23 protein-coding genes are annotated in these 21,755 nt (G+C 37.6%); 2 read left to right on the plus strand and 21 right to left on the minus strand.

All coding sequences use genetic code 11. The annotated features are described in order from the left end of the window. Position 1: 1 nt before the first annotated feature. From pdhA to cudC, 6 genes are all read right to left on the minus strand, one after another. Positions 2-1,066 carry a pyruvate dehydrogenase (acetyl-transferring) E1 component subunit alpha gene (gene pdhA / locus F1560_RS12770; protein WP_149475332.1) on the minus strand — a complete coding sequence of 355 codons (1,065 nt, stop codon included), beginning with the start codon at positions 1,064-1,066 and terminating at the stop codon, positions 2-4. 114 nt (positions 1,067-1,180) lie between these two features. Then, entirely contained in the window at positions 1,181-2,293 is a 1,113-nt protein-coding gene (locus F1560_RS12775; RefSeq protein WP_149475333.1) for a Leu/Phe/Val dehydrogenase, read from the minus strand. Positions 2,294-2,335: 42 nt separating this feature from the next. Beyond that, on the minus strand, positions 2,336-2,740 hold the full coding sequence (locus tag F1560_RS12780) for a thioesterase family protein (RefSeq protein ID WP_149475015.1): 405 nt from the start codon (positions 2,738-2,740) through the stop codon (positions 2,336-2,338). 198 nt (positions 2,741-2,938) lie between these two features. Next, positions 2,939-3,580, minus strand: a complete 642-nt coding sequence (locus F1560_RS12785; protein WP_149475016.1) for a GntR family transcriptional regulator — start codon at positions 3,578-3,580, stop codon at positions 2,939-2,941. Between the two features lie 428 nt (positions 3,581-4,008). Then, complete coding sequence (locus F1560_RS12790; RefSeq protein ID WP_149475017.1) at positions 4,009-4,890, minus strand: glycine betaine ABC transporter substrate-binding protein; 882 nt, start codon at positions 4,888-4,890, stop codon at positions 4,009-4,011. Between the two features lie 3 nt (positions 4,891-4,893). Next, positions 4,894-5,466, minus strand: a complete 573-nt coding sequence (gene cudC, locus F1560_RS12795) for a choline uptake/conversion transcriptional regulator CudC (protein WP_149475018.1) — start codon at positions 5,464-5,466, stop codon at positions 4,894-4,896. A 236-nt stretch (positions 5,467-5,702) separates the two neighbouring features. Between cudC and betB the strand changes: the two genes are divergently transcribed. Together betB and gbsB are read left to right on the plus strand one after the other, a co-directional pair. Further along, positions 5,703-7,172, plus strand: a complete 1,470-nt coding sequence (betB, locus tag F1560_RS12800) for a betaine-aldehyde dehydrogenase (RefSeq protein WP_149475019.1) — start codon at positions 5,703-5,705, stop codon at positions 7,170-7,172. 36 nt (positions 7,173-7,208) lie between these two features. Further along, positions 7,209-8,417 carry a choline dehydrogenase gene (gene gbsB, locus F1560_RS12805; RefSeq protein ID WP_149475020.1) on the plus strand — a complete coding sequence of 403 codons (1,209 nt, stop codon included), beginning with the start codon at positions 7,209-7,211 and terminating at the stop codon, positions 8,415-8,417. 96 nt (positions 8,418-8,513) lie between these two features. On the opposite strand, the gene hxlA is transcribed toward gbsB, so the two are convergent. The 15 genes from hxlA to F1560_RS12880 all read right to left on the minus strand — a co-directional run bounded on the left by hxlA (position 8,514) and on the right by F1560_RS12880 (position 21,750). After that, positions 8,514-9,134, minus strand: coding sequence for a 3-hexulose-6-phosphate synthase (hxlA, locus tag F1560_RS12810; RefSeq protein WP_149475021.1), 621 nt, complete (start codon positions 9,132-9,134; stop codon positions 8,514-8,516). Positions 9,135-9,151: 17 nt separating this feature from the next. Further along, positions 9,152-10,102, minus strand: a complete 951-nt coding sequence (locus F1560_RS12815) for a sugar kinase (RefSeq protein WP_149475022.1) — start codon at positions 10,100-10,102, stop codon at positions 9,152-9,154. Between the two features lie 22 nt (positions 10,103-10,124). After that, entirely contained in the window at positions 10,125-10,790 is a 666-nt protein-coding gene (gene rpiA, locus F1560_RS12820; RefSeq protein ID WP_149475023.1) for a ribose-5-phosphate isomerase RpiA, read from the minus strand. 26 nt (positions 10,791-10,816) lie between these two features. Further along, on the minus strand, positions 10,817-12,103 hold the full coding sequence (locus F1560_RS12825; RefSeq protein ID WP_149475024.1) for a TRAP transporter large permease: 1,287 nt from the start codon (positions 12,101-12,103) through the stop codon (positions 10,817-10,819). After that, entirely contained in the window at positions 12,103-12,588 is a 486-nt protein-coding gene (locus F1560_RS12830; RefSeq protein ID WP_149475025.1) for a TRAP transporter small permease, read from the minus strand. The genes F1560_RS12825 and F1560_RS12830 overlap by 1 nt, the downstream gene beginning before the upstream one ends. 20 nt (positions 12,589-12,608) lie before the next feature. Continuing rightward, positions 12,609-13,634 (minus strand): TRAP transporter substrate-binding protein, encoded by a 1,026-nt coding sequence (locus F1560_RS12835; protein WP_149475026.1) that lies wholly within the window; start codon positions 13,632-13,634, stop codon positions 12,609-12,611. Between the two features lie 29 nt (positions 13,635-13,663). Beyond that, a complete protein-coding gene (locus F1560_RS12840; protein ID WP_149475027.1) occupies positions 13,664-14,302 on the minus strand; it encodes a bifunctional 4-hydroxy-2-oxoglutarate aldolase/2-dehydro-3-deoxy-phosphogluconate aldolase in 639 nt (212 codons plus the stop codon). Between the two features lie 17 nt (positions 14,303-14,319). After that, positions 14,320-14,877 (minus strand): 6-phospho-3-hexuloisomerase, encoded by a 558-nt coding sequence (hxlB, locus tag F1560_RS12845; RefSeq protein WP_149475028.1) that lies wholly within the window; start codon positions 14,875-14,877, stop codon positions 14,320-14,322. A gap of 17 nt (positions 14,878-14,894) precedes the next feature. Beyond that, positions 14,895-15,899 (minus strand): LacI family DNA-binding transcriptional regulator, encoded by a 1,005-nt coding sequence (locus tag F1560_RS12850; protein WP_149475029.1) that lies wholly within the window; start codon positions 15,897-15,899, stop codon positions 14,895-14,897. Positions 15,900-16,220: 321 nt separating this feature from the next. Next, positions 16,221-17,000 (minus strand): SDR family NAD(P)-dependent oxidoreductase, encoded by a 780-nt coding sequence (locus F1560_RS12855; RefSeq protein WP_187773727.1) that lies wholly within the window; start codon positions 16,998-17,000, stop codon positions 16,221-16,223. Positions 17,001-17,027: 27 nt separating this feature from the next. Beyond that, the gene (locus F1560_RS12860; RefSeq protein ID WP_149475031.1) at positions 17,028-18,302 is read right to left on the minus strand and encodes a TRAP transporter large permease; all 1,275 of its coding nucleotides are present in this window, start codon (positions 18,300-18,302) and stop codon (positions 17,028-17,030) included. Further along, complete coding sequence (locus F1560_RS12865; protein ID WP_149475032.1) at positions 18,299-18,799, minus strand: TRAP transporter small permease; 501 nt, start codon at positions 18,797-18,799, stop codon at positions 18,299-18,301. The genes F1560_RS12860 and F1560_RS12865 overlap by 4 nt, the downstream gene beginning before the upstream one ends. 15 nt (positions 18,800-18,814) lie before the next feature. After that, positions 18,815-19,603, minus strand: coding sequence for an SDR family NAD(P)-dependent oxidoreductase (locus F1560_RS12870; protein ID WP_149475033.1), 789 nt, complete (start codon positions 19,601-19,603; stop codon positions 18,815-18,817). An 83-nt stretch (positions 19,604-19,686) separates the two neighbouring features. Next, on the minus strand, positions 19,687-20,706 hold the full coding sequence (locus F1560_RS12875; protein ID WP_149475034.1) for a TRAP transporter substrate-binding protein: 1,020 nt from the start codon (positions 20,704-20,706) through the stop codon (positions 19,687-19,689). A gap of 27 nt (positions 20,707-20,733) precedes the next feature. After that, positions 20,734-21,750 (minus strand): amidohydrolase family protein, encoded by a 1,017-nt coding sequence (locus tag F1560_RS12880; protein WP_149475035.1) that lies wholly within the window; start codon positions 21,748-21,750, stop codon positions 20,734-20,736. Positions 21,751-21,755: the final 5 nt, after the last annotated feature.

Consider the following 21,755-nt stretch of genomic DNA (forward strand, 5'->3'; position numbering starts at 1 on the left):
CTCATCTCACACCTCGCAAATGGTTAATATATTCTTCCTTTTGCTGTTCAATCGGCCATGTCGGTTTTTCGAACATATAATCAAAAATATCATTTACATCCGCTGGTGGCATCGTCTCCAACCCTTTTACCGCCCCATCAATTTCTTCCTTTACTTCCTCTTTTAACTGTTCTGCGACTGTCTCATCCCAAAAACCGTGTGCTTTCATAAATCGTTCCAGTCTTGTAATTGGATCATTCTGGCGATGTTTTTCATTTTCTTCTTTTTGATTACGGTACTTGGTTGGATCATCTGCAGTTGTATGGGCACCATATCGCCATGTTACGGCTTCAATTAAACTTGGCCCCTCTCCATTTCTCGCTCGTTCTAATGCTTTTTTTGTTTCAAAATAAGCTGCAAAAATGTCATTCCCATCAATTCGAATACCTGGAATTTCATAGGCAATTGACTTCTGGGCAATCGTCTTGGAATTCATTTGTTTCCAGATTGGAGTCGAAATAGCATATTGATTATTCTGATTAAAGAAGACAACAGGTGCTTGAAATACACTGGCAAAATTTAATCCTTCATGAAAATCTCCTTCTGAAGTTGCACCGTCTCCAAAATATGCAATAACAGCTTGTGATGAATTTTTATATTTATTTGCCATCGCTATTCCAGCTGCAAGTGGCAGCTGTGTTGCAATTGGAACGGAAGGCGGCAAAATATTTTTCCCTTCAGGTGGAAGATTTCCTTCCACTCTCCCATTCCATGCAGATAAAATAGTATAAGACTTTCCAAATGTAATACTTGCCGCATGATCCCGGTACGTTGGCAACATCCAATCATCTTCATCGAGTGCTAGAGCACTTCCCACCTGTGCTGCTTCCTGACCTTCAAAACCTGGATACGTACCGATCCTGCCTTGGCGCTGCAGGTTGATTGCCTTTTGGTCAAATGCCCGCATACAGATTAGCTGTCTGTAAAATTGGAGCGCTAATGTTTGATCAATTTGATTAAGATATGATTTATCTATTATTTCTCCATTTTGGCCCATGATTTGTACCATTGGAAATTCTTCCTGTATGTCTCTTTTCATATCCATCACCTCTTTAACTCTTATTTTTAGATTCTATAAGTAGATTTTTCCCTTCACATAGATTTTGGGATTATATGTTAATGCTATAAAAGGTTTAGAGAATTACTCTCTTATATTCCATTTCGGTCTACGCTTGCGAGAATAAAAATTGTTTCGATTTCGCTGCTCATCCAATACGCTGCACACTATTCTATTAGCAGCTTCCACTGTTGTAATCGCATCCATTGCAGCTTGCTGATAGATCTCTAAAAGCGAATGGTAAATTGCTTTTGTCTTTACAAGTACTCGTTTAGGATTCGGACCATATAATTCATCTGCAACTTGAATCAGTCCCCCAGCATTGACAATATAATCTGGTGCGTATAAAACTCCTTGTTCATGCAGTATTTTCGCATGATGTAGAGTTTGCAGCTGATTGTTCGCTGAACCGACAATCGCTCTTACTTTTAGCTGACCAATGGTTTGGTCATTAATAATTGCCCCCATTGCACAAGGAATAAAGACATCTGCATTCGTACTATAAATAGCGTTACTCTCTACCTCGTGGACTTCACCGCTTGTATCTTTTGCTTTTGTTTTAATCTGTCTCAACACATCTTGATTAAGATCAGTGACATAAATTTGCGCCCCAGCTTCCAGTAATTGTTCGGCTACCTTATAACCGACTTTTCCTAATCCCTGGATGGCATATGTTCTGCTTCCTAAATCGTTATTTTTAAATAGGTATTCATTGGTTGCCTCTAAAGCATGAAGCACTCCACGGGCGGTGGTAATAGAAGAATCTCCACTTCCCCCATATGCTTCAGGAATTCCATTAATAAAATTTGTTTCCTTAAATGCCTCCACAAAATCATCGGTTGTTGTTCCCATATCTGTACCTGTATAAAAACGTCCGTTCAAAGAATCAACAAATTGTCCGAATGCCCGAAATAATGCTGGAGATTTATCTTTTTCGGGATTGCCAATAATGACTGCTTTTCCTCCACCAAAATCCAGACCAGAAGCTGCACATTTATAAGTCATTCCTTCTGACAGTCGCAGGACATCCTCCAATGCCTCATCAACACTTTTATATGGATACATCCTTGTACCGCCCAATGCAGGACCAAGTGTAGTATCATGAATGGCTATAATTGCTTGAAGTCCCGTTGCCGGATCATTACAGAACACCACCTGTTCATGGTTAGCTATTTTTTCAAATGTATTTTTCTCCATTGGTTTGACAAGTTCAAGCTGTTTCAAGAAAACTACCTCCATTTATTTGTTTAACTGCAATTGTTCATCTAATTTGCTTTGCATCGTATTTTTAGGCAGGATTGCCTGCTTTACTTCACCTTCTCCAATGGTACCGCTTTCATTTTCAGCAGTAACTTTCGTTATTACTTGTTTTTCAGTAATACTTGTTACGACAGCTTCCATCTTAACTTTCGTACCTAGTGCTGACGGGGCAATATGCTTGAGTTTTACTGCGGCTCCTGCACTTTCCTCTTGTTCTCCCAGATAAGGAAGTAACAGGTCCCTTGATACCCATTCCATATGATAGACCATGGAAGCGGTGGAATAAGCGGGATGTACTAACTCATCTCCAAATTGAGCAAACATATCTTCAGTCACTTCTATTTCGAGAATGTTTGAATCCCCTACTTTCAATCCTTCCTTCATTTCTTTCACCCTTTCTCTAAATCAATGAATGACAGCATATTTGTTTGAAAGCATCCATAATAAGGTTGGAAAAACATCTAACTTTTTACTATCTTTATTATTTTCAAAATATTACAGCTCTAATTATATTCACCCGACAGTTAACTGTCAACCAAAAATTAAAACAAAATAAAAAATCCTAATCCATTTTTGATTGGATTAAGATTCAATATGCATCAATACACCTTCCAAAGCTTTTTTAATATGAGCACTCATTAAATTGGCTGCTTCTTCTTCATTCCCGCTAAGCATCGCTTCATAAATTTGTTCATGGTCTTCAATAAATGATGGGTAAAATGATCCCCCGACCATACTTTTTCGCATATAATGCGTTTTAACTTTAATAACTTCAAGCAAATTAATCAGTTGTCCGTTGTTGGAAGCTTCGGTAATAATTGTATGGAATTGCTGATCCAGTTGACCAAGTTCTGGAGAATCCGGTTTCACTTTTTTCGTTTCCTGTAAATTATTAGCTAAACTTTCCTTCACTTCATCAGTCAGATTCTTAATAGCAAGACGAACCGCTAACACTTCAAGACTTTCCCTGCACTGAAATATATCTACAACATCGTCAACTGTTGGCTCATACACCTTTACAAAACCATCGTTATATATTAGTAAGCCATCCTGCGTTAACATGCGAATCGCTTCTCTTACCGTTCCCCTGCTGGTCCCTAACGTACTTGCGACCTTAGCTTCTACAACACGTTCGGCAGGCTTTAAATTTCCTTCCATAATTGCTTCTTTGATCAAATGATAGGCCTGTAAATGCAAAGATTCCGACTTAATAATTTTACCCATCGTAACAGCTCCTTCTGCTAAACTACTCAGCTATGTAAATTGTAAAATAATTAATTGTAAGTGTTTACGTTTACTAATATAGCATAAAAATATGCTGGACGGATAGAAGTTGGATGGTATACATATATTATTAGCAGTTACGATAGGGGAGCGAAAGCTAGAGGATTATTGATGCAATATAATACGATGGAACGGTTGCTAACTATTCCAACAAATTTAAGAACAGGTAGTGAAGTTACCGAGTTTACGTACTGAAATTCTATAAAATCACAAAGAGGGTGAGCTCCCTTGTGCTATTGCACTTCGGTATCTCACCTATCTCTTTCCTCCCGTAGAAGTCTTCTTATATTTCCTAGGCTAAGTTTGTGCATCGTTCGTCTTTTACCTTAAACACTTTTCGTTATATCCCAGCCTCTTCCCAATCATATCTATTCCATCCACTCATTCACGAGATCTTGATTTTCCTCGACCCACTCTCTTGCCCCATCTAGTGGATCTTCTGCTTCACCGACAGAACTCATTAATTGTCCGATTGCTTCATCATCCATCTTCCAATTCTTCAACCACTTATCTATCTCTGGAAAATCCTCCTCAAATCCTTGTCGAGTAGCATGATGTATTTTTTCTACATCGCCATATACCTTTTTGGGATCATCCAGATATTTTAAATCCATTTCTGAGAAAATCCGATGTGGACTCCATAGTGGAGCAACAATTGCTTCCCCATTTTTAATTGCTTGATCAATCGCTGCAATCATCGCAGGTTCAGAGCTCGGTAAAAGTTCAACGTCAAGATCATATTCCGCAATTACTTCTTCCGTAACTTCCATCGTACCTGCCCCTGGATCAAAGCCTGTAATTGTGCCTTCAAGCTCTTCTGTATAGGTATTCAAATCTTCAATACTATTTATATCTTCCATATAGGAAGGTACAATTAAACCAACTTTTGCATTGTCATACCACGTTTCCTCTGAAAAGTTAACTGTTTCTTGATATTGTTCTAAATAACTTGCATCCTGGATTGGTAGCCAAACCTCTGTGCTGACATCTAAATCTCCACTTTGTAATGCTGCCATTTGTGTTCCCATATCTAACATTCTTAAATCCAATTCATAACCTTTATCTTCCAGAATGACCTTCCACATATTTGTGACAGCAATGTTCTCCGCCCAATTAATTTGTCCCATTACAATCGTTTTGTTACCTTCCCCTTGTGATTGACTTTTTCCATCACTTTCACCACTACATGCCGTTAATACCATTAAAAATAATAGTCCTACAATAAAAACTTTTGTATTTTTAATAATCATGCATTACCCTCTCTTTGTATTTTTTTCGTTCGACTCCTTTGGTAGAAATTCAAATATCTCTTCATTCTGTATGCTTACAGTGAGCCGCTCAAGCCATCGATAATAGACCTTTGATTTATCTAGCAATTTATAATGTTCTTCTGCTTTTTCCCTAATTTCTTGAGAAACTTCTTGATCGTCCACAATTTCCTTTAAATCTTTTTCCGCAATTTTAATGGCTTCCATATTCATCTTCACTTCGCGTTCCCACATGCGACAATAAAAAGACATAAAGGAACTAAAGAAATCCTTTTCTGCGATATAGGTATGCTTACGCGAACCACGATGAAATGTTTTTTTTACCATCCCATTATCCTGAAGCTTACGGACACTTGTACTCATACTAGGTTTACTCATCCCTAATTCTGTTCGCATTTCGTCTAAATTCATTTCATTTTGAAAATACATGGTTGCATATAATGTGCCCGCAGAAGGTGTTACTCCATATAGATCCATGGTTTCCGAGATAGCACCGATAACCTCTTCTTTTGCTTGTTCGATTTTATCGATTGCGTATTTATCGTTATTCTCTTTCATTTCTCCACCTCAAATATCAACTAAATTAAATCCATTAAATTTTTTCTTAACAAATTTAATTTTAACGCATGAAATTTAATTGTCAAACCCAAAAAAGTTCTTTTGCTCCTAGAGATGGAAGTGATACGCAAACTATCTTTTCATTTTGACAAAGAAAATATTACATGTTATGTTCATATTGTTCAATACGTTAAATTTTTTCTTAACAAACTTAACGAAATAGGAGTGATTTTAAATTGGACATCAAACAAAACTTTATTGATGGCAAATGGGTTAACTCCATCTCAAATAAGACACGCTCTATTATTAACCCGTTCAATCAGGAAGTTATCGCGCAAGTCGCTGAGAGTGATGAAACCGATGCACAGCATGCAATTGCAGCTGCAAGAAAAGCATTCGACACCGGTGACTGGCCAAGGCTATCCACTGCAGAACGGAGCAAAATTGTTCGTACAATCGCAGAATTGATTGAAAGAGATAAAGAAGAACTTGCTAGGTTAGAATCCCTTGATACCGGTAAAACAGTTGAAGAAAGTCGCTGGGATATGGATGATATTGCTGGCGTTTTTCATTACTATGCAGACATCGCAGATAAAGATGGCGGAGAAATTATTGATTCGCCGATTCCTAATTCAATAAGTAAGGTTGTAAAAGAACCAGTTGGTGTTTGCGGGCAAATTACACCATGGAACTATCCTTTATTACAGGCATCTTGGAAGTTGGCGCCTGCATTAGTTTCTGGAAATACAGTAATCATGAAACCAAGTGAAATAACACCTCTTACAACAGTAAAAGTATTTGAATTAATCGAAGAAGCAGGTGTACCAAATGGGGTCGCGAACCTTGTATTAGGAGCTGGAGATACAGTTGGTGCTGAGCTTTCTAAGAATGAATATGTAGATCTCATTTCCTTTACAGGCGGTATTGAAACTGGGAAAAAAATTATGCAATCGGCAAGTATAAATATGAAAAAAATCGCTCTAGAACTCGGTGGGAAAAATCCAAATATTATTTTTGCGGATGCTGACTTAGAAACTGCTGTTGACCAAGCTTTAAATGCTGTCTTTTTCCATGCAGGGCAAATCTGTTCAGCTGGCACAAGAATTCTCGTGGAAGAAAGCATCCATGATATGTTTGTTGATGCACTCGTTAAACGTGTTGAGAACATTAAACTTGGAAGTGGTTTTGACGAGGCTACTCAAATGGGACCACTTATTTCACAGGAGCATTTAAACAAAGTAATTGATTATGTGGAAATGGGAATTGAAGAAGGTGCAACGGTTGCAGCAGGCGCTAAACGTCCTGAAAATCCGGAATTGCTAAAGGGGTTCTTCTATTTACCTACGATTCTAACAAATTGTACGACAAATATGAACGTGGTGCAAAATGAAGGCTTCGGCCCAGTTATTACTGTGGAAAAATTCAATACTGAAGAAGAAGCAATCAAGTTTGCAAATGATTCCATCTATGGACTTTCTGGCGGAGTATGGACCAAGGATATTGCTAAAGCAGAGCGTTGTGTTGCCAACATGCGTATGGGGACAGTGTGGATCAATGATTTCAACATCTATTTTCCACATGCACCATGGGGTGGATTTAAGCAGTCTGGTAACGGCCGTGAATTAGGTAGACTTGGTTTAGAAGAATATCAGGAAACAAAACATGTCTTCCAAAACCTAAATCCAGAACCAATTAATTGGTTTTAATTAGTTAAAAAGAAATAAACCAGGAGGAATTAAATAATGAGTCTAAATATGAAAGTAGAACATATGCATAAATTTCACCAATTTGTACTTCCAACAGCTATCAAGCATGGCATTGGATCCATTGAACATATTGGTGAGGAAGTTAAAAATCTTGGAGTTACAAAAGTACTATTAGTAACAGACCCAGGTATCTATCAAGCTGGTGTTACGGCCCCTGTTGAAAAATACTTAAAAGAAGCTGGAGTCGAGATTGTCCTTTTCAATAAGGTAGAACCGAATCCTCCAGTAAGACTTATTTCTGAAGGGTCAAAAACATACAAAGAAGAAAACTGTAATGGTTTAGTTGCAGTTGGCGGTGGAAGCTCAATGGATACCGCAAAAGGTATCGGCGTGGAAGTAACGCATGAAGGTAGTGTATTGGATTACGAAGCTGCTGAAGGGAAAAAGCCTTTAGCCAATCGTATTCCACCATTAACGACCATTCCAACAACGGCTGGAACTGGTTCTGAAGTAACCCAATGGGCTGTTATCACGGATGAAGAACGTGAATTCAAATTCAATACTGGTGGTCCATTAATCGCTGCTCACTTAACGATTATTGACCCAGAGTTACATGTATCAATGCCACCACATGTAACCGCGATGACTGGTATTGATGCACTTGCACATGCAATTGAATGTTATACGATGCATTATGCACAACCCATTACAGATGCAGTAGCACTACTTGCTATTGAATATGTTGGAAAGTACATCCGCCGTGCATATGCTGACGGTGGCGATATCGAAGCTCGCTATGGAATGGCACAAGCAGCGATGCTCGCAGGGTTATCGTACGGCAGTGAATCTGCTGGAGCTGCACATGCGATGTCACAAACACTAGGCGGTATCATCCCAGTAGCCCATGGACAATGTGTAGCAACAATGATGGGACCAGTCATGGAATATAACTGGAAAGGTCACCCTGATAAATTTGCACGAATTGCACAAGCTTTAGGTGTCAATACATTCAACATGACAACTGAAGAGGCTGCAAAAGCTGCAGTTTATGAAATGTATAAGCTTGCAGATGATTTAGATATTCCTAATTTAGAAGAACAAGGTGTCTCACCAGACATGATTGATAGATTAGCAAAAGAAGCAATGAAAGACCCACAAACTATCGGAAATCCAAGAGATTTAAAAGAAAAGGATTATGTATGGATTTATAAACGTTGCTTTAATTTGACGCCTAAAACTGTATAGTGTTCGTTAAAAACTTGAAAGGAGCCAGGTGATATGGCTCCTTTTTAATCTGATGGAGAGAGTAACGTGAGTAATATTGGAATCCTCTATTAAAATTCACTGGCTGATTATCCTTCTCATTTCCCCTGCTACACTCTTCGGATTATCTGCCGCTGTTATCGCACTTCCAACAATAATGATATCTGGTTCCTCTTGAATAATTTCAGGTAGTGATTCCAAATTGATTCCCCCTGCAACCGCTATTTCAAACGATGATTCCTTTACTAGAGAAAACAAATCGGTTGTAAAACCACCTTCTGCTTGCTTGTCTTTTCCAACATGGAGGCTAACAAGACTTACACCTAGCTGTTCAAGGTCTGTAATTCGATCCTTTGAATGTACTTCGAGCAGATCAACCATTACTTTAGCTCCCATCTCTTCAGCCACCTGGAGCGTATCTTTTATCGTCAAGTCAGAAGAGAATGCCATAACTGTCGTCATATCGGAACCTGCTTTAAAGGCCTGGTATGCTTCATGTCTGCCAGCATCACATGTTTTCATATCGGAAAGGATCAGCTTATCTGGAAAAAGTTCTCGCATTTCCTTTACAATCGCCATGCCATATTCTTTAATAACGCCTGTTCCTATCTCAATAATATCAATATAATCCTTTACTTCTTCCATCAAATGAAAACATTCATGTCTAGTAAGTCTGTCCAATGCTAATTGCAGCTTCATTTATTTGTACCTCTTTTCTATCGCTCAATACGTTCAATTTCACCAAGTTTGCCTTGTACGTCTTCATAATATGGCAGCCCTTCGTTATCGCCAACAACACTGACAACCATCGAACCAATCGTATTTGCAAAGTGCAATGTTTTTTCAAGCGGCCACTTATTCAGGATTCCATAAAGCACACCGGCATTGAATCCATCTCCAGCTCCTACCGTATCAACAACCTTGCTGGCTTTAACAGGAGGTGCTTCCACGGTCGCTCCATTATAATATCCAACAGATCCATTTTCACCTTGCTTTACAGCAATATAGGAAATTCCCATCTCCTTCGTCTTTTCGATGATAGCTTTAGAATCCTTTTCACCAATAATAATATCCATCTCTTCATCCCCTGCTAATAAGATATCAACATGGGGGAGGACTTCAGCCAACACTTGACTTGCTTCTTCCTTACTCCACATTCGAAGTCTTATATTTGGGTCAAAGGAAATTAGCAGGTTGTTTTTCTTTGCTAATTCAATCGCTTTATGGATAACGTCAATCTGAATTTCGCCGATTGCCGGATAAATCCCTGTTATGTGGAGTATTTTCGCATCTTTAAAATAATCTTCATCCAAATCTTCGGGATGCATTGCTAATGTCGGAGATTTATCACGATAATAAAATGTCCGTACATTTCCATCATCCATAATTTCTTTAAAATTTAATGATGTAGGATAGCCGTCGACAAGTTGAACCTGTGACATATCTACTCCTTCACCACGAGCAAAATTATAAATATATTTACCGAATTCATCATTACCTAATCTACTAATATAACCAGCTTTTAAACCTAATCGTGAACAACCTATTGCTAGGTTTAACTCTGCTCCGCCAACCTTTTTTTCAAACATATTTACGAATTTCATTGGCCCTGTTGATTGCGGACTAAATGCAATCATTGCTTCGCCAATTGTAATCACATCATTCATTTCAGCTACCTCCTTTTGACAGTTACCTATGTAAAATGTCAATCCTTCCATCTCTTGCAACAATCACTTTATGAGCCATCTGTGGAAATAAACCAGTTTCGACAACTCCTGTTATGCACTTCAATTTTTCATGTAGTGCTAGTGGATCTTCAATACTGTTAAACTTACAATCTAAAATATAATTTCCATTATCTGATACAAATGGTTGCCCGTCCTTTTTCCTCAATACTGGGGTACAACCGCCTGCTGCAATTTGCTCCGTTGTCACCTCAAACCCAAATGGCAGCACTTCAACGGGGAGTGGAAATTCTCCTAATTTAGATACAATCTTTGATGAATCAGCAATAATAATAAGCTTATCAGCTGCTCGATCAACAATTTTTTCTCTGACAAGTGACCCACCCCCACCTTTTAAGAGGTGGAGGTTTGGATCCACTTCATCGGCCCCGTCAATCGCAATATCAATCTTTGTCGTTTTAGAAAAATCAATCAATGGAATTCCTAATTGTTTTGCATATCGTTCTGTTTTTAATGAAGAAGGTATACCTTTGATTTTGAGCCCTTCTTTAACACGTTCAGCAAGCTGTTCAAGCATGAAGTTGACGGTGGAGCCAGAACCGAGTCCAACCGTCATCCCATCTTTTATATATTTTATAGACGCTTCAGCAGCCATTCGTTTATCTTCCATCATTATCTCTCCTAACAAGCAATTAATTAAAATAATCCTGGATTAATCATTTTCGGAATAAAAAATGCAATTTCCGGGAAGAACGCGACAAACAGTAATACTACCAAAATAATTGCAATGTATGGAATTACTGCAACAAACGACCTTTCAATTGACATATTTCCAATTTTTGCTGCGAGTAATAGACAAAGTCCATATGGTGGTGTAATCAATCCAATCGCTAATGTAATAACAACGATCAACCCTAGATGAACCGGCTCAATTCCAAATTGCAATGCTGTCGGAAGAATAACAGGCACAAATAAAATCATGGCTGGGATGGCATCCATAAACGTTCCGACGAATAGGAAGAATGCGATTACAATCAGAATAAATAACCATTCTGTTCCTATATTATTCGTAAAGAATTCCTGTGCAATCGTTCCCAACTGATAATAACTCATTAATTCTCCAAGTGCACTTGCTGCTGCTAATGCAAACAAGGATAAGGAGCTTAATGCAAGGGTATCCATTAGAATACCTGGTAAATCTTTTACACGTAATGTTTTATAGTAAAACATACATACAAGCAGTGTATATAATGAAGCAACTGCGGCTGCTTCTGTAGCAGTAAAGAACCCTGTAATAATACCTCCGATGATAATAATAGGAGTTAGCAGCGCTGGAATAGCTTGTACTAATAATTTCATAAACTTCTTCATCTCAACCCGTGTATCTCTCGGATAATTCCGCTTAATTGCCATGAAGTAAATAAAAACCATCATTCCTAACCCAATTAGAATTCCAGGGACAATTCCACCAAGGAACAACGCTCCAATTGATGCATTGGTTAATCCAGCAAAAATGATCATTGGGATACTTGGCGGTATAACTACCCCGACTGTTGATGATGCTGCTGTTACTCCAACAGACGTTTCCTTATCATATCCTTTTCGCAGCATACTCGGAATCAGTATTTTTCCTACCCCAGCTGTATCTGCTTGTGCTGCACCAGAAACACCAGCGAACATCATGGATACAAGAACATTCGCATGGGCTAATCCACCACGTATTGGGCCAACAATTGCTAAAGCAAGGTCTATCAATTTCTCAGATATTTTACCTGAATTCATTAAATTCGCAGCTAATATAAACAAAGGAACAGCAAGCAATACAAACGAGTCTAAACCGTTCACCATGGACATCGGTACAGTAGCCTCAGGCGTGTAAGGGATTCCAAAAATACCTAACAATGCGACTATCCCGATAACAAACGCTATTGGAACACCGAGAATCATTAATATAAGAAATAAACCAATTAATAAAAACCCCATTACTCACTTACCTCCTTCACTTTAGCTGCCTGGACATGATCAATCAAATGTGAAACAGAATAAAGAATCATCGTTCCTGCCATGATTGGAATAGCAATCCAGACATATCCCATCTTCATTTCTGGTATCGTTGCCCATGTATAATTCCAAAATTCTGTTACGACTTGTAAACCAAGCAATAATATACAAATATTAAAAGCAATTAGAACTAAATCATTAGTTATACTTAGAGACATTCTTTTTTTCCCTTGTAATTTTCGGATTAAGAAATCAAAATTAAAATGTTCTCTACGATTCACCATTACTGCAGCACCCATAAAGATTCCCCAAATAAAGGAATAATTCGCTACCTCTTCTGTCCAAATAACGGATATACCAAGATGTCTAGTAACTATTTGCAGCATAATAATAATAAAGAATACACATAGAAATGTGACACCGGTAATAATCTGTATCTTTTCAAGCACGTTTACGAAACGCTTCATGATATAACCTCCTATATTATTTACTCTAAATCTCTAATTTTCTGCAATAATTCTTCCGCTTCAATTTCTTTTACAAAGTCATCCAGGATCGGCCTGGCAATTTCAATAAATGGCTCTCTATCAATCTCATTGATGATAGCTCCGTCAGCTATAGCCTTTTCCTTATATTCAATATCTTGTGCATTCGTTGCTTCACGTTCAGCAACTACAGATTGTTCAGCTGCATCTAAAATAATGTCTTGATATTCTTCTGGGAAATTATCAAATTTTTCTCCATTAAATAAGACAAGTCTTGTTGTATAATCATGAGCTGTTTCCGTTATATACTTTCCATTAGAAGTCGTGTGATGTGCTTGTTGCACAAAAAACGGGTAAGCGTTTTCTGAAGAGTCAACAACATCCTGCTGTAATCCTTGATACAGCTCTCCCCATGATATAGATGAAGGAATTGCTCCAGTCGTTTGCCAGAAATCAGATATAACCCCAGATGTTTGCGTTCTTAGGGAAACTCCCTTTAAATCATCTACGGATTCCAACGGGATTTTCCCATAGAAATGTCTAACTCCTGCGGACCAATAGCCTAATAGTTTAAATGAGTTATTAGATTTTTCATTAATGATGGCTGCCATCTCTTCTCCAACTTCTCCATCGACCGCTCGTAACCAATGATCATAACTGGTAAACAAGTATGGTGCAGAAAATAAATCTACTTCTCGAATACCCGTTTGCGTCATAAGTCCAGGTGAAACAACAACGAGATCCGCTGCACCAAGTTGCAGCTTTTCAACTAGCTGTGATTCTTCCGTACCAATCGTTCCTGCATGTACTTCTACCTCAATCTTTCCGTTTGATTTTTCTTCAACAACCTCTTTAAACTTCAGTAAACCAGCTTGGTACGGATTATCAGGTGATGTTTGATTATGAGCTGCAATTAATTTAATTTTCCCGTCAGCCTCTGCCTCGACATCATCCGTATTGCAACCAGCCAATAGAGCAATAATTGATATAAAAATGATCATGATAAAAGTATAGTTACGATTAGTCATGTGATAAGCCTCCTTATAAATATTGATATTCACCCTTCAAGCTCATTTACCTTCTCTGCATACTGTCTTGCTGTTTGTATTAAATGGAAGTAGTCTTCATCTGTTTTTAATTGTTTTGCATTTACAAGATTGCTTCCAATTCCAACCGCTGCACTTCCTTTGGAAAGGTATTCATTTATGTTCTCAAGCGTAATTCCACCAGTAACCATCGCCTTCACATGTGGTAATGGACCGAGAATATTTTTTACATAATTTGGTCCAAATGCATCTGCCGGGAAAATCTTAACCATTTGGGCACCGCTTTCATAAGCAGTCAAGATTTCTATTGGAGTCAAGACTCCGGGGATATTTAAAATTCCATAGCGATTTGTTAACTTTAACGTTTCGATATTCAGTGTAGGGGATACGATAAATTTCGCTCCCGCCATGATGACTGATCTTGCTGTTTCTGGATCAAGTACTGTTCCTGCGCCGATATTTATTTTATCTCCCACATGTTTGACAGCGGTATCAATTACTTGCAAAACATTTGGAGTTTCTGCAGTAATCTCGACAGATTGAACCCCCCCTTCGTGTAATGCTTTAAGAATTGGAACGATATTATTTTCATCTGCTTTTCGAATAACAGCTACTATTCTATGTTGTTGAATTTGTTCTACTAAATTCATTTAATGAGCACTCCCTATTATTCTAAATTTGTATGTTTTTGATTCAAGCTTGCATGGCTGTTTCTATCTGGATTATTCTCCAAAAGGTATACTACGATTGCATCAAGCAGCAAATGTGCCGACTGATCAAATTGATTTCCAAGCGGTTGGATTGTAGCTGGTTCAGAGTCCAAACGTTTCTTTGTTGCTGCTGGAATTGTAATGAGATAATCACTTATAGTTCCTATCTTCGACTCTTTATTTGTGGTTACTAATGCGACTTTGGCATCAATCTCTTTTGCTTTCTCAGCATAATTTATAAGTGAACTGGTGCTTCCCGAACCGGATATAATGAGCAGTAAATCATCCGAACCAATACTTGGCGTTATTGTTTCACCAATAACATAGACCGGATAGTCGCTATGCATTAATCGCATCGCAAATACTTTACCAATTAGCCCTGATCGACCTGTTCCCGCTATAAATATCCGACTTGCACGCTCGATTTCTTCTGCTAGTTTGATAGTTTCATTGGAATCGGCTTTTTCCAATACTTCTTTCACTTCTAATGCAACTGTGTTAATTATATTTTTCATAACTGATCAACCTTCCTTTAACTAGATTCCCTTACAATTAGCTCAGGTTTAAAACGATATACTTTTACGTCGGCAGATAAACCTTTGTCACGTATCAAATCAAAAAGAACTTCTGCTGCTTTTTTCCCCATTTCGAATGCAGGCTGAGCAATTGTTGTCAGAGCTGGATTATAAATACTCGCAAAAGATACATCATCGACATTGATTAATGCCAAATCTTCTGGTATCCGCACCTGCTCTTCTTTGGTGTACGTTAATATTTCAATTAGCGTACGATCATTTATGGCAAGTATCGCAGTTGGCGGAACAGGCAAGCGCATCATTTTCTTTAATTTTGTATGCATTTCCTCTATCTCTCCACTTAGAATGTAATCTGGATTAAACTCGATACCATGGTGCTCCAAAGCTTTTTTATAGCCTTCCATACGTTCAAATCTTGGTGTAACTTTTTGAGTTAACGGTGGAGAAACTACTCCTATACGTTCATGTCCCTTTTTTACAAATTCATTAACAGCTAGAAATGCTGCTTGTTCATTGTCCAACAAAATTGTATTAATGGTAATACCAGGTATCAATCTGTCCATAAATACCACTGGATAATTTTCTTCCATTATTCCTTTATATAATTCGACGTTTTCTCCAGTAGGAAATGCGATGATTCCATCTACCTGCTTGGCTCGAAGCATATCAATATATCGTTTTTCTTTAACTGGATCATCATCTGCGTTGCAAACAATAACGTGGAAATCTTTTTCATTACAAAAATCTTCAATAGCTCGGATAACTTGAGTGGAAAACACGTGTAAAATATTCGCTACAATTACACCAATTGTTGTAGAAGATTTTTGTTTCAACCCTCTTGCCAAAATGTTAGGACTGTATTTCAACTCCGCAATTGCTTTTTCAATCCGTTCTTTTGTTTGCTCCCCCATATAGTCGTAGCGCTGGTTCAAATATTGGGATACTGTACTTTTTGATACGTTTGCATGTTTTGCAACATCTGCTATTGTCGTCTTTTTCATCTGTTTGCTCCTAAAGTTTATTACTAAATCGATTTAGTAAACCGATTTAGTAAAAGTATATAATAGTTGTAAGCCTTTTACAAGGGATTATATAATTTTATCTTATAATAGAATAATGTAATGATGATATGATGGGAAAAATAATCAAACATTAAGTATGGAGTGAACGGTAAAATGAAGCATATAAGCTTGAATAGCTTATCATAATTTTTAGCTAAGTCAGTGTATTATAGTTAGGAATCAAATAATTAACTCACTACCGTATTCGATAGTGAGTCTTAAGTAGACAAAATATAACATTAAAAACTGCAAAGCCCAACATTAATACATAATTGCTCCACCATCCACATTTATCGCCTGCCCTGTGATGTAACTCGCTTCCGAGGAAGCGAGATAAGCTACCAGGGATGCAATTTCATGAAGCTCCCCGGATCTTTGTAAGGGAATACTATTGAGCATTTTCTCTATAACCTCTCCTTTTGGTCGATTAAATTTACTAACATAGTGATCATCAATGTGATCCCACATCGAGGTATGCACATATCCAGGACAAACTGCATTTACATTAATCTTATATTTTGCCAGTGCAGTAGCCGCTGAACGTGTAGTACTTATAATCGAAGCTTTAGAAGCTGCATAAACAGGGTAATCGGGTCGACTTGCTTTACCAGTAATGGACGAAATATTTATAATTCTTCCCCCTTTACCATGCTTGATCATATTTATAGCGGCTTCCTGCATGCTGAAAAACAGTGATTTTGCATTTAAATCCATCACAACATCCCAGTCATCTGGTGTTACTTCTAAAAATTTATTCACTTTGATAATTCCCGCAGCATTTACAACGATATCAAACGAACCAAAATCATCGATAATTGATAAATATAACTTCTTTATCCTCTCTACCTCTTTCAAGTCCAAAAAATATCCGCTTACTTTCACATCAAAATTTTTCAACTGTAATACGGTATCTCTGCTACTTTCCTCATCCATATCAACTACTGCAATATTTGCGCCCTGAATAGCTAGCTTCTCTGCGATTGCTTTCCCAATTCCTTTAGCAGAACCGGTTACTACTGCAGTTTTACCATTTAATTCCATTTTACCCCTCCATATAATAAACTTCATTTATTCAACAAAAGATGGAATCCATAATGTCAACTGCGGGATAAATGTAACTAGAAGTAAGACTACTATTGCCACTAAAACAAATGGCCAAACAGCTTTAACAAAAGCCTCTATTTTTACCTTACCTAAAGATGTTGCCAAAAATAACCCTGATCCAACTGGAGGTGTCAATATTCCAATCGTTGCATTCAAGCAGATGAGTACGCCGAAATGAATAGGATCAATATCAAATGTCGGTAATATTGGGACGAAGATAGGTGTTAATATAATAATTAAAGCAATACCCTCAATCACCATTCCTAATAACAGAAATAAAATATTTACAAGAATTAAAAAAGCAATTGGATTACTCGCAATCGTCGTCATCCATTCGGCAATTGTTTGTGGAATACGTTCAAATGTCATTGCCCAGCCAAATACATTTGCCATAGCAATAAGTAATGCTACAATCGCAGTAGAAATCGCCGTGTTCACCATAATATTAGGTAGCTTTTTTAAATTTATATCTTTATAAATAAAGATACTGATTATTAATGCAACTATACACGCTATTCCTGCTGATTCTGTTGGAGTAAAGACACCCGTGACAATTCCCCAAATCAGAATTCCGGGAACCAATAATGCAGGGATAATCAAAATAAAGGATTTACCTCTTTCTTTCCAGGTTGCTTTGGGTTTTGAAGGAAAATTTTGTTTATATCCTATATAAGCAACCAATATAATAAAGGCTAGGGAAATGAGAATTCCTGGAATAATACCAGCAAGAAACATATCACCAATTGATGAACCAGAGGTAGCCCCATAAATAATGAAAAGCATACTAGGAGGAACAATCGGACCGAGCATTCCAGCCGATGCTGTGGTAGCTGCACCAAATTCTCTCTTATAGCCTTCCTTCTCCATTGCAGGCACCATAATTTTTGTCATCATTGCGATCTGTGCTGCAGCTGACCCAATAATAGACGCTAGAAAGGTATTAGCCACAATATTTACATAGGCCAAGCCTCCTCTGAAATGCCCAACAAACTTTTGTGAGAAAATGATAAGTCTAGACGTAATTCCACCAGCATTCATGATTTCTCCAGCAAGCATAAATAAAGGGATCGCCAACAAACTGTAGCTTTCAAGAGATGAAAATAACCGCTGTGGCGCATTAATAAGCATTCCTGTATTATCACTTATGAATAGAAGTAAAACTCCCGATATTCCAAGTACAATAGCTATCGGAATTCTAATAATAAGCAATAATGCAAATATTGTAAGCGTAAGTGTCATTCAATCACCTTCCCAGCTTTGGTAAGCTTTAGCGCTTCAAACGATAAGTTAATAAAATGAATAGACATAAAGAGTAAACTAATCGGGATACATAGATACATATATATCATTGGTGTTTGTGTTGTAATGGATTTTTGTAATAGAATATTGGGATTTATAATCCAATTAAACGATAAATATAAAATATATAAAGAAAATATAGTAGAAACAAGTAATCCACCAGTTATCATAACACTCCTAACTTGATTACTTAACCTATCAACAAAGAGTGTAACAGCTACCGCCTCTTTAGATTTTATACTCATACTGGCACCGATAAAGCTTGACCATATAAAGGTATAAAGAGCCACCTCTTGCCCCCAAACTATAGGAGCACTGAAAAAGTAACGGAAAATAACATCAAATACCATTGCAATTAACATCGTTGGTATTAATAGGACAACCAGTATTTTTTCCAATTTATATATAACATCACTTACTGTCTGTGTATATTTCACTATCGTCCTCCACCTTTAATAGATATTAAATTGATGAGCAATTGGCTTAAATTGGCCCCCAGAGGTTAAGCCTCCATCAATAACTACTTCAGAACCAGTCATATAGGAAGATTCATTCGAGGCAAGAAACGTAACTACTTTCGCAATTTCAAAAGATTCACCCGCTCTTTCCAGCGGATTCATTTCATTAGATACCTTGATAAGATTCTGTATGGATTCATTCAATGGAGTATTAATAAATCCAGGATGTACAGAATTTACTCTGATTCCCCATTTACCAAATTCTGCGGCAGCTGATTTTGTCATCCCCCTAACTGCCCACTTAGCAGCCGTATATGCTACAGCAAAATATCCAGTTAAGCCAGTTATGGAAGATAAGTTAATAATAGAAGGGCTATCGGATTTTTTTAAAAGTTCCAGGCAATATTTCATTCCAAGAAATACACCTGTTTGATTAACTGCAATAATGCGATTCCAGTCTTCAAGTGTACACTGCTGAAAAGTATCTCGTTTGTTTACACCTGCATTATTAACTAACACATCCAATCTATCTATTTTTTTAATGATTTGCTGGTTGAACCTTTTCCATTCCGACTCACTGGCCACATCAAGCTGATAAGTAAGAATGGTTGAATTTCCGTATCTTTTTACTACTTCTGCTGCATTATTTAACTTGTTACTATTATTGCTTACCATAATAACTGTGTCAGCTTCTTCTTTTACAAACTCGATTGTATCTGCCAATCCGAGCCCACTAGAAGCACCAGTTATTAGCGCTACCTTTCCTTTTAATTTCCCTGCCATAATAGCCCTCCATATTGTAACGAAAGAGGTTGTTTCCCAAAGGAATCTATTCCTATTTTGTACAACCTCTTTATAAGTTATATTTATTGTTGTTCTTTCACAGCTTCAATAAATTCTTTAATTAGTTCATTTTTACCCGAATATTCTTCATGCACCAGTTTCGCCTGTTCAACAAACTCATCACGGTTATCCAACTCTACAACATTTACCAACTCAGCCACTTCATTTAAGTCTTCAACATCATTAATTAGTAACTGTTCGTTACCCCATTCAATTGAAGCATCCATCGCTTCATCGATTATTTTTCGGTCTCCTTCAGGCATATTATCGTAATTCGTCAAACTAGCAGTAACCACACCGCCGAAAACCATATGTTTTGTCAATGCATAGCTTTCAGATATCTCATGATACTTTTCTGATAACAGTGCATTTGTATCTACTGAAACACCTTCAATAACACCTGTCTGCAGAGCATTATATACTTCTGGCAATCCCATAGCTATTGGACTTGAACCAATATCTTCCCAAAAGTCCAATATAGAGGCTCCACCAGTAAAACGTAATTTCTTCCCTTTAACATCTTCCAACGTTTTAACCGGATCTCCCTTTAGAAGTAGACTGTGAGTTCCAGTATGCAAATATCCAACTCCCTTAAGACCCTGCTCTTTAAGTAATCCTAACATTTCTTGTGCAGGTTCTGTTTCTGATGCTATAATACCAGCTTCTAAATCTTCAAATAGGAATGGCATATTCCATGCATCAAATTCAGGAAAACGCGTGCTTAAATATGGAACAGTAAGTAAGGCAAAATCAAGCGACCCAGTAGATAATTGCTGCACCATATCAGCCTCAGGCCCTAATTGTGCTGCAGGGAAAAGTTCCAGTTTCATTCGTCCATCAGATCTCGTATCTAATTCATCACGAAACTTTTCTGCAAATGCATGCCAGTTATGTCCAGTTTGGGTAACATAGGATATTTTAAAATCATATGATGCTCCTTCCTTTCCCGAAACACCTGTTGCAGAGCTGTTACCACCGCACGCACCTAGGAAAAGTATAGTTGTTATCAAAATCAGGAAAAACAATATTTTTGAATTTTTCACAGATTTTCCTCCTTCTACTTTTTTGAGTTAAGCTTTCGTCAATTCATGCAAACCAAGAAAGCCCAAAGCGTTTTGTCCGAGCATTAATCGAACATCATCCTCAGCAACACCCTCAAGATTATCAATCACCCTGCCAACAGGGGTTTCTCGAAGCAGGAAAGGATAATCGGAACCTGCAATAATCTGTTTTGCCCCAAATTGTTCAATCATGAACTTCAAATTAACGGGATCATATACAAGAGAATCATAGTATAACTTTTTCGCGTAAAAGCTTGGAGGCTTTTCCGTTTGTCTTGTTTCTGGCCACACTTCCCACCCCTTATCCATTCTAGGTAGGACGTATGGTAACGATCCTCCCCCATGCGCAAAGCACACCTTCAAATTTGGAAGCTTGTCCATTAACCCACTCATAATTATGCTTCCTGCTGCCAATGCTGTTTCGGAAGGCATTCCTATCGTGTACATCGAATTAAACTTTTGTAACCTTTCCCTTCCCAACATTGCCCAAGGATGTACAAAAAGAGGAACATTTATTTCTGCGGCCGCTTCAAAAAAATGGTATAAAGAACTATCATCCAAATTTAGTCCATTAACATTGGAGCCAATCTGTATTCCCTTTAACCCAAGTATCTTTACTGCTCTTTCCATTTCAGCTATCGCCAGCTTAACATCCTGCAATGGAACTGTCCCCATTCCAATAAATCTATCAGGATTTTTTTCTACTACTGAAGCGATGAAATTATTTTGAGACTTTGCAAGCTCCAAACCTGATTGGGAATCAGACCAGTAAGAAAATGTTACTGGGATCGGTGATAAAACTTGAATATCTACACCTTCTTTATCCATATCTTCCATTCTTTTTATCGGATCCCAGGTTGGGTTCGTTATTTTTCTAAATGTTTTTCCTTGGACCAAAATTTCAGCTCCACAGCTACAGTTATTTTGAAGTATCGGAAAGCGATCATCCCCATACTTTTCTGCTAGATTCGGGAAATCTTCAGAAATAATGTGTGTATGAAAATCGACTCGTAATTTTTTTACCACCAAAA

It is taken from the genome of Oceanobacillus polygoni, assembly GCF_008304605.1.
In the GTDB taxonomy this organism is placed as follows: domain Bacteria; phylum Bacillota; class Bacilli; order Bacillales; family Amphibacillaceae; genus Oceanobacillus; species Oceanobacillus polygoni.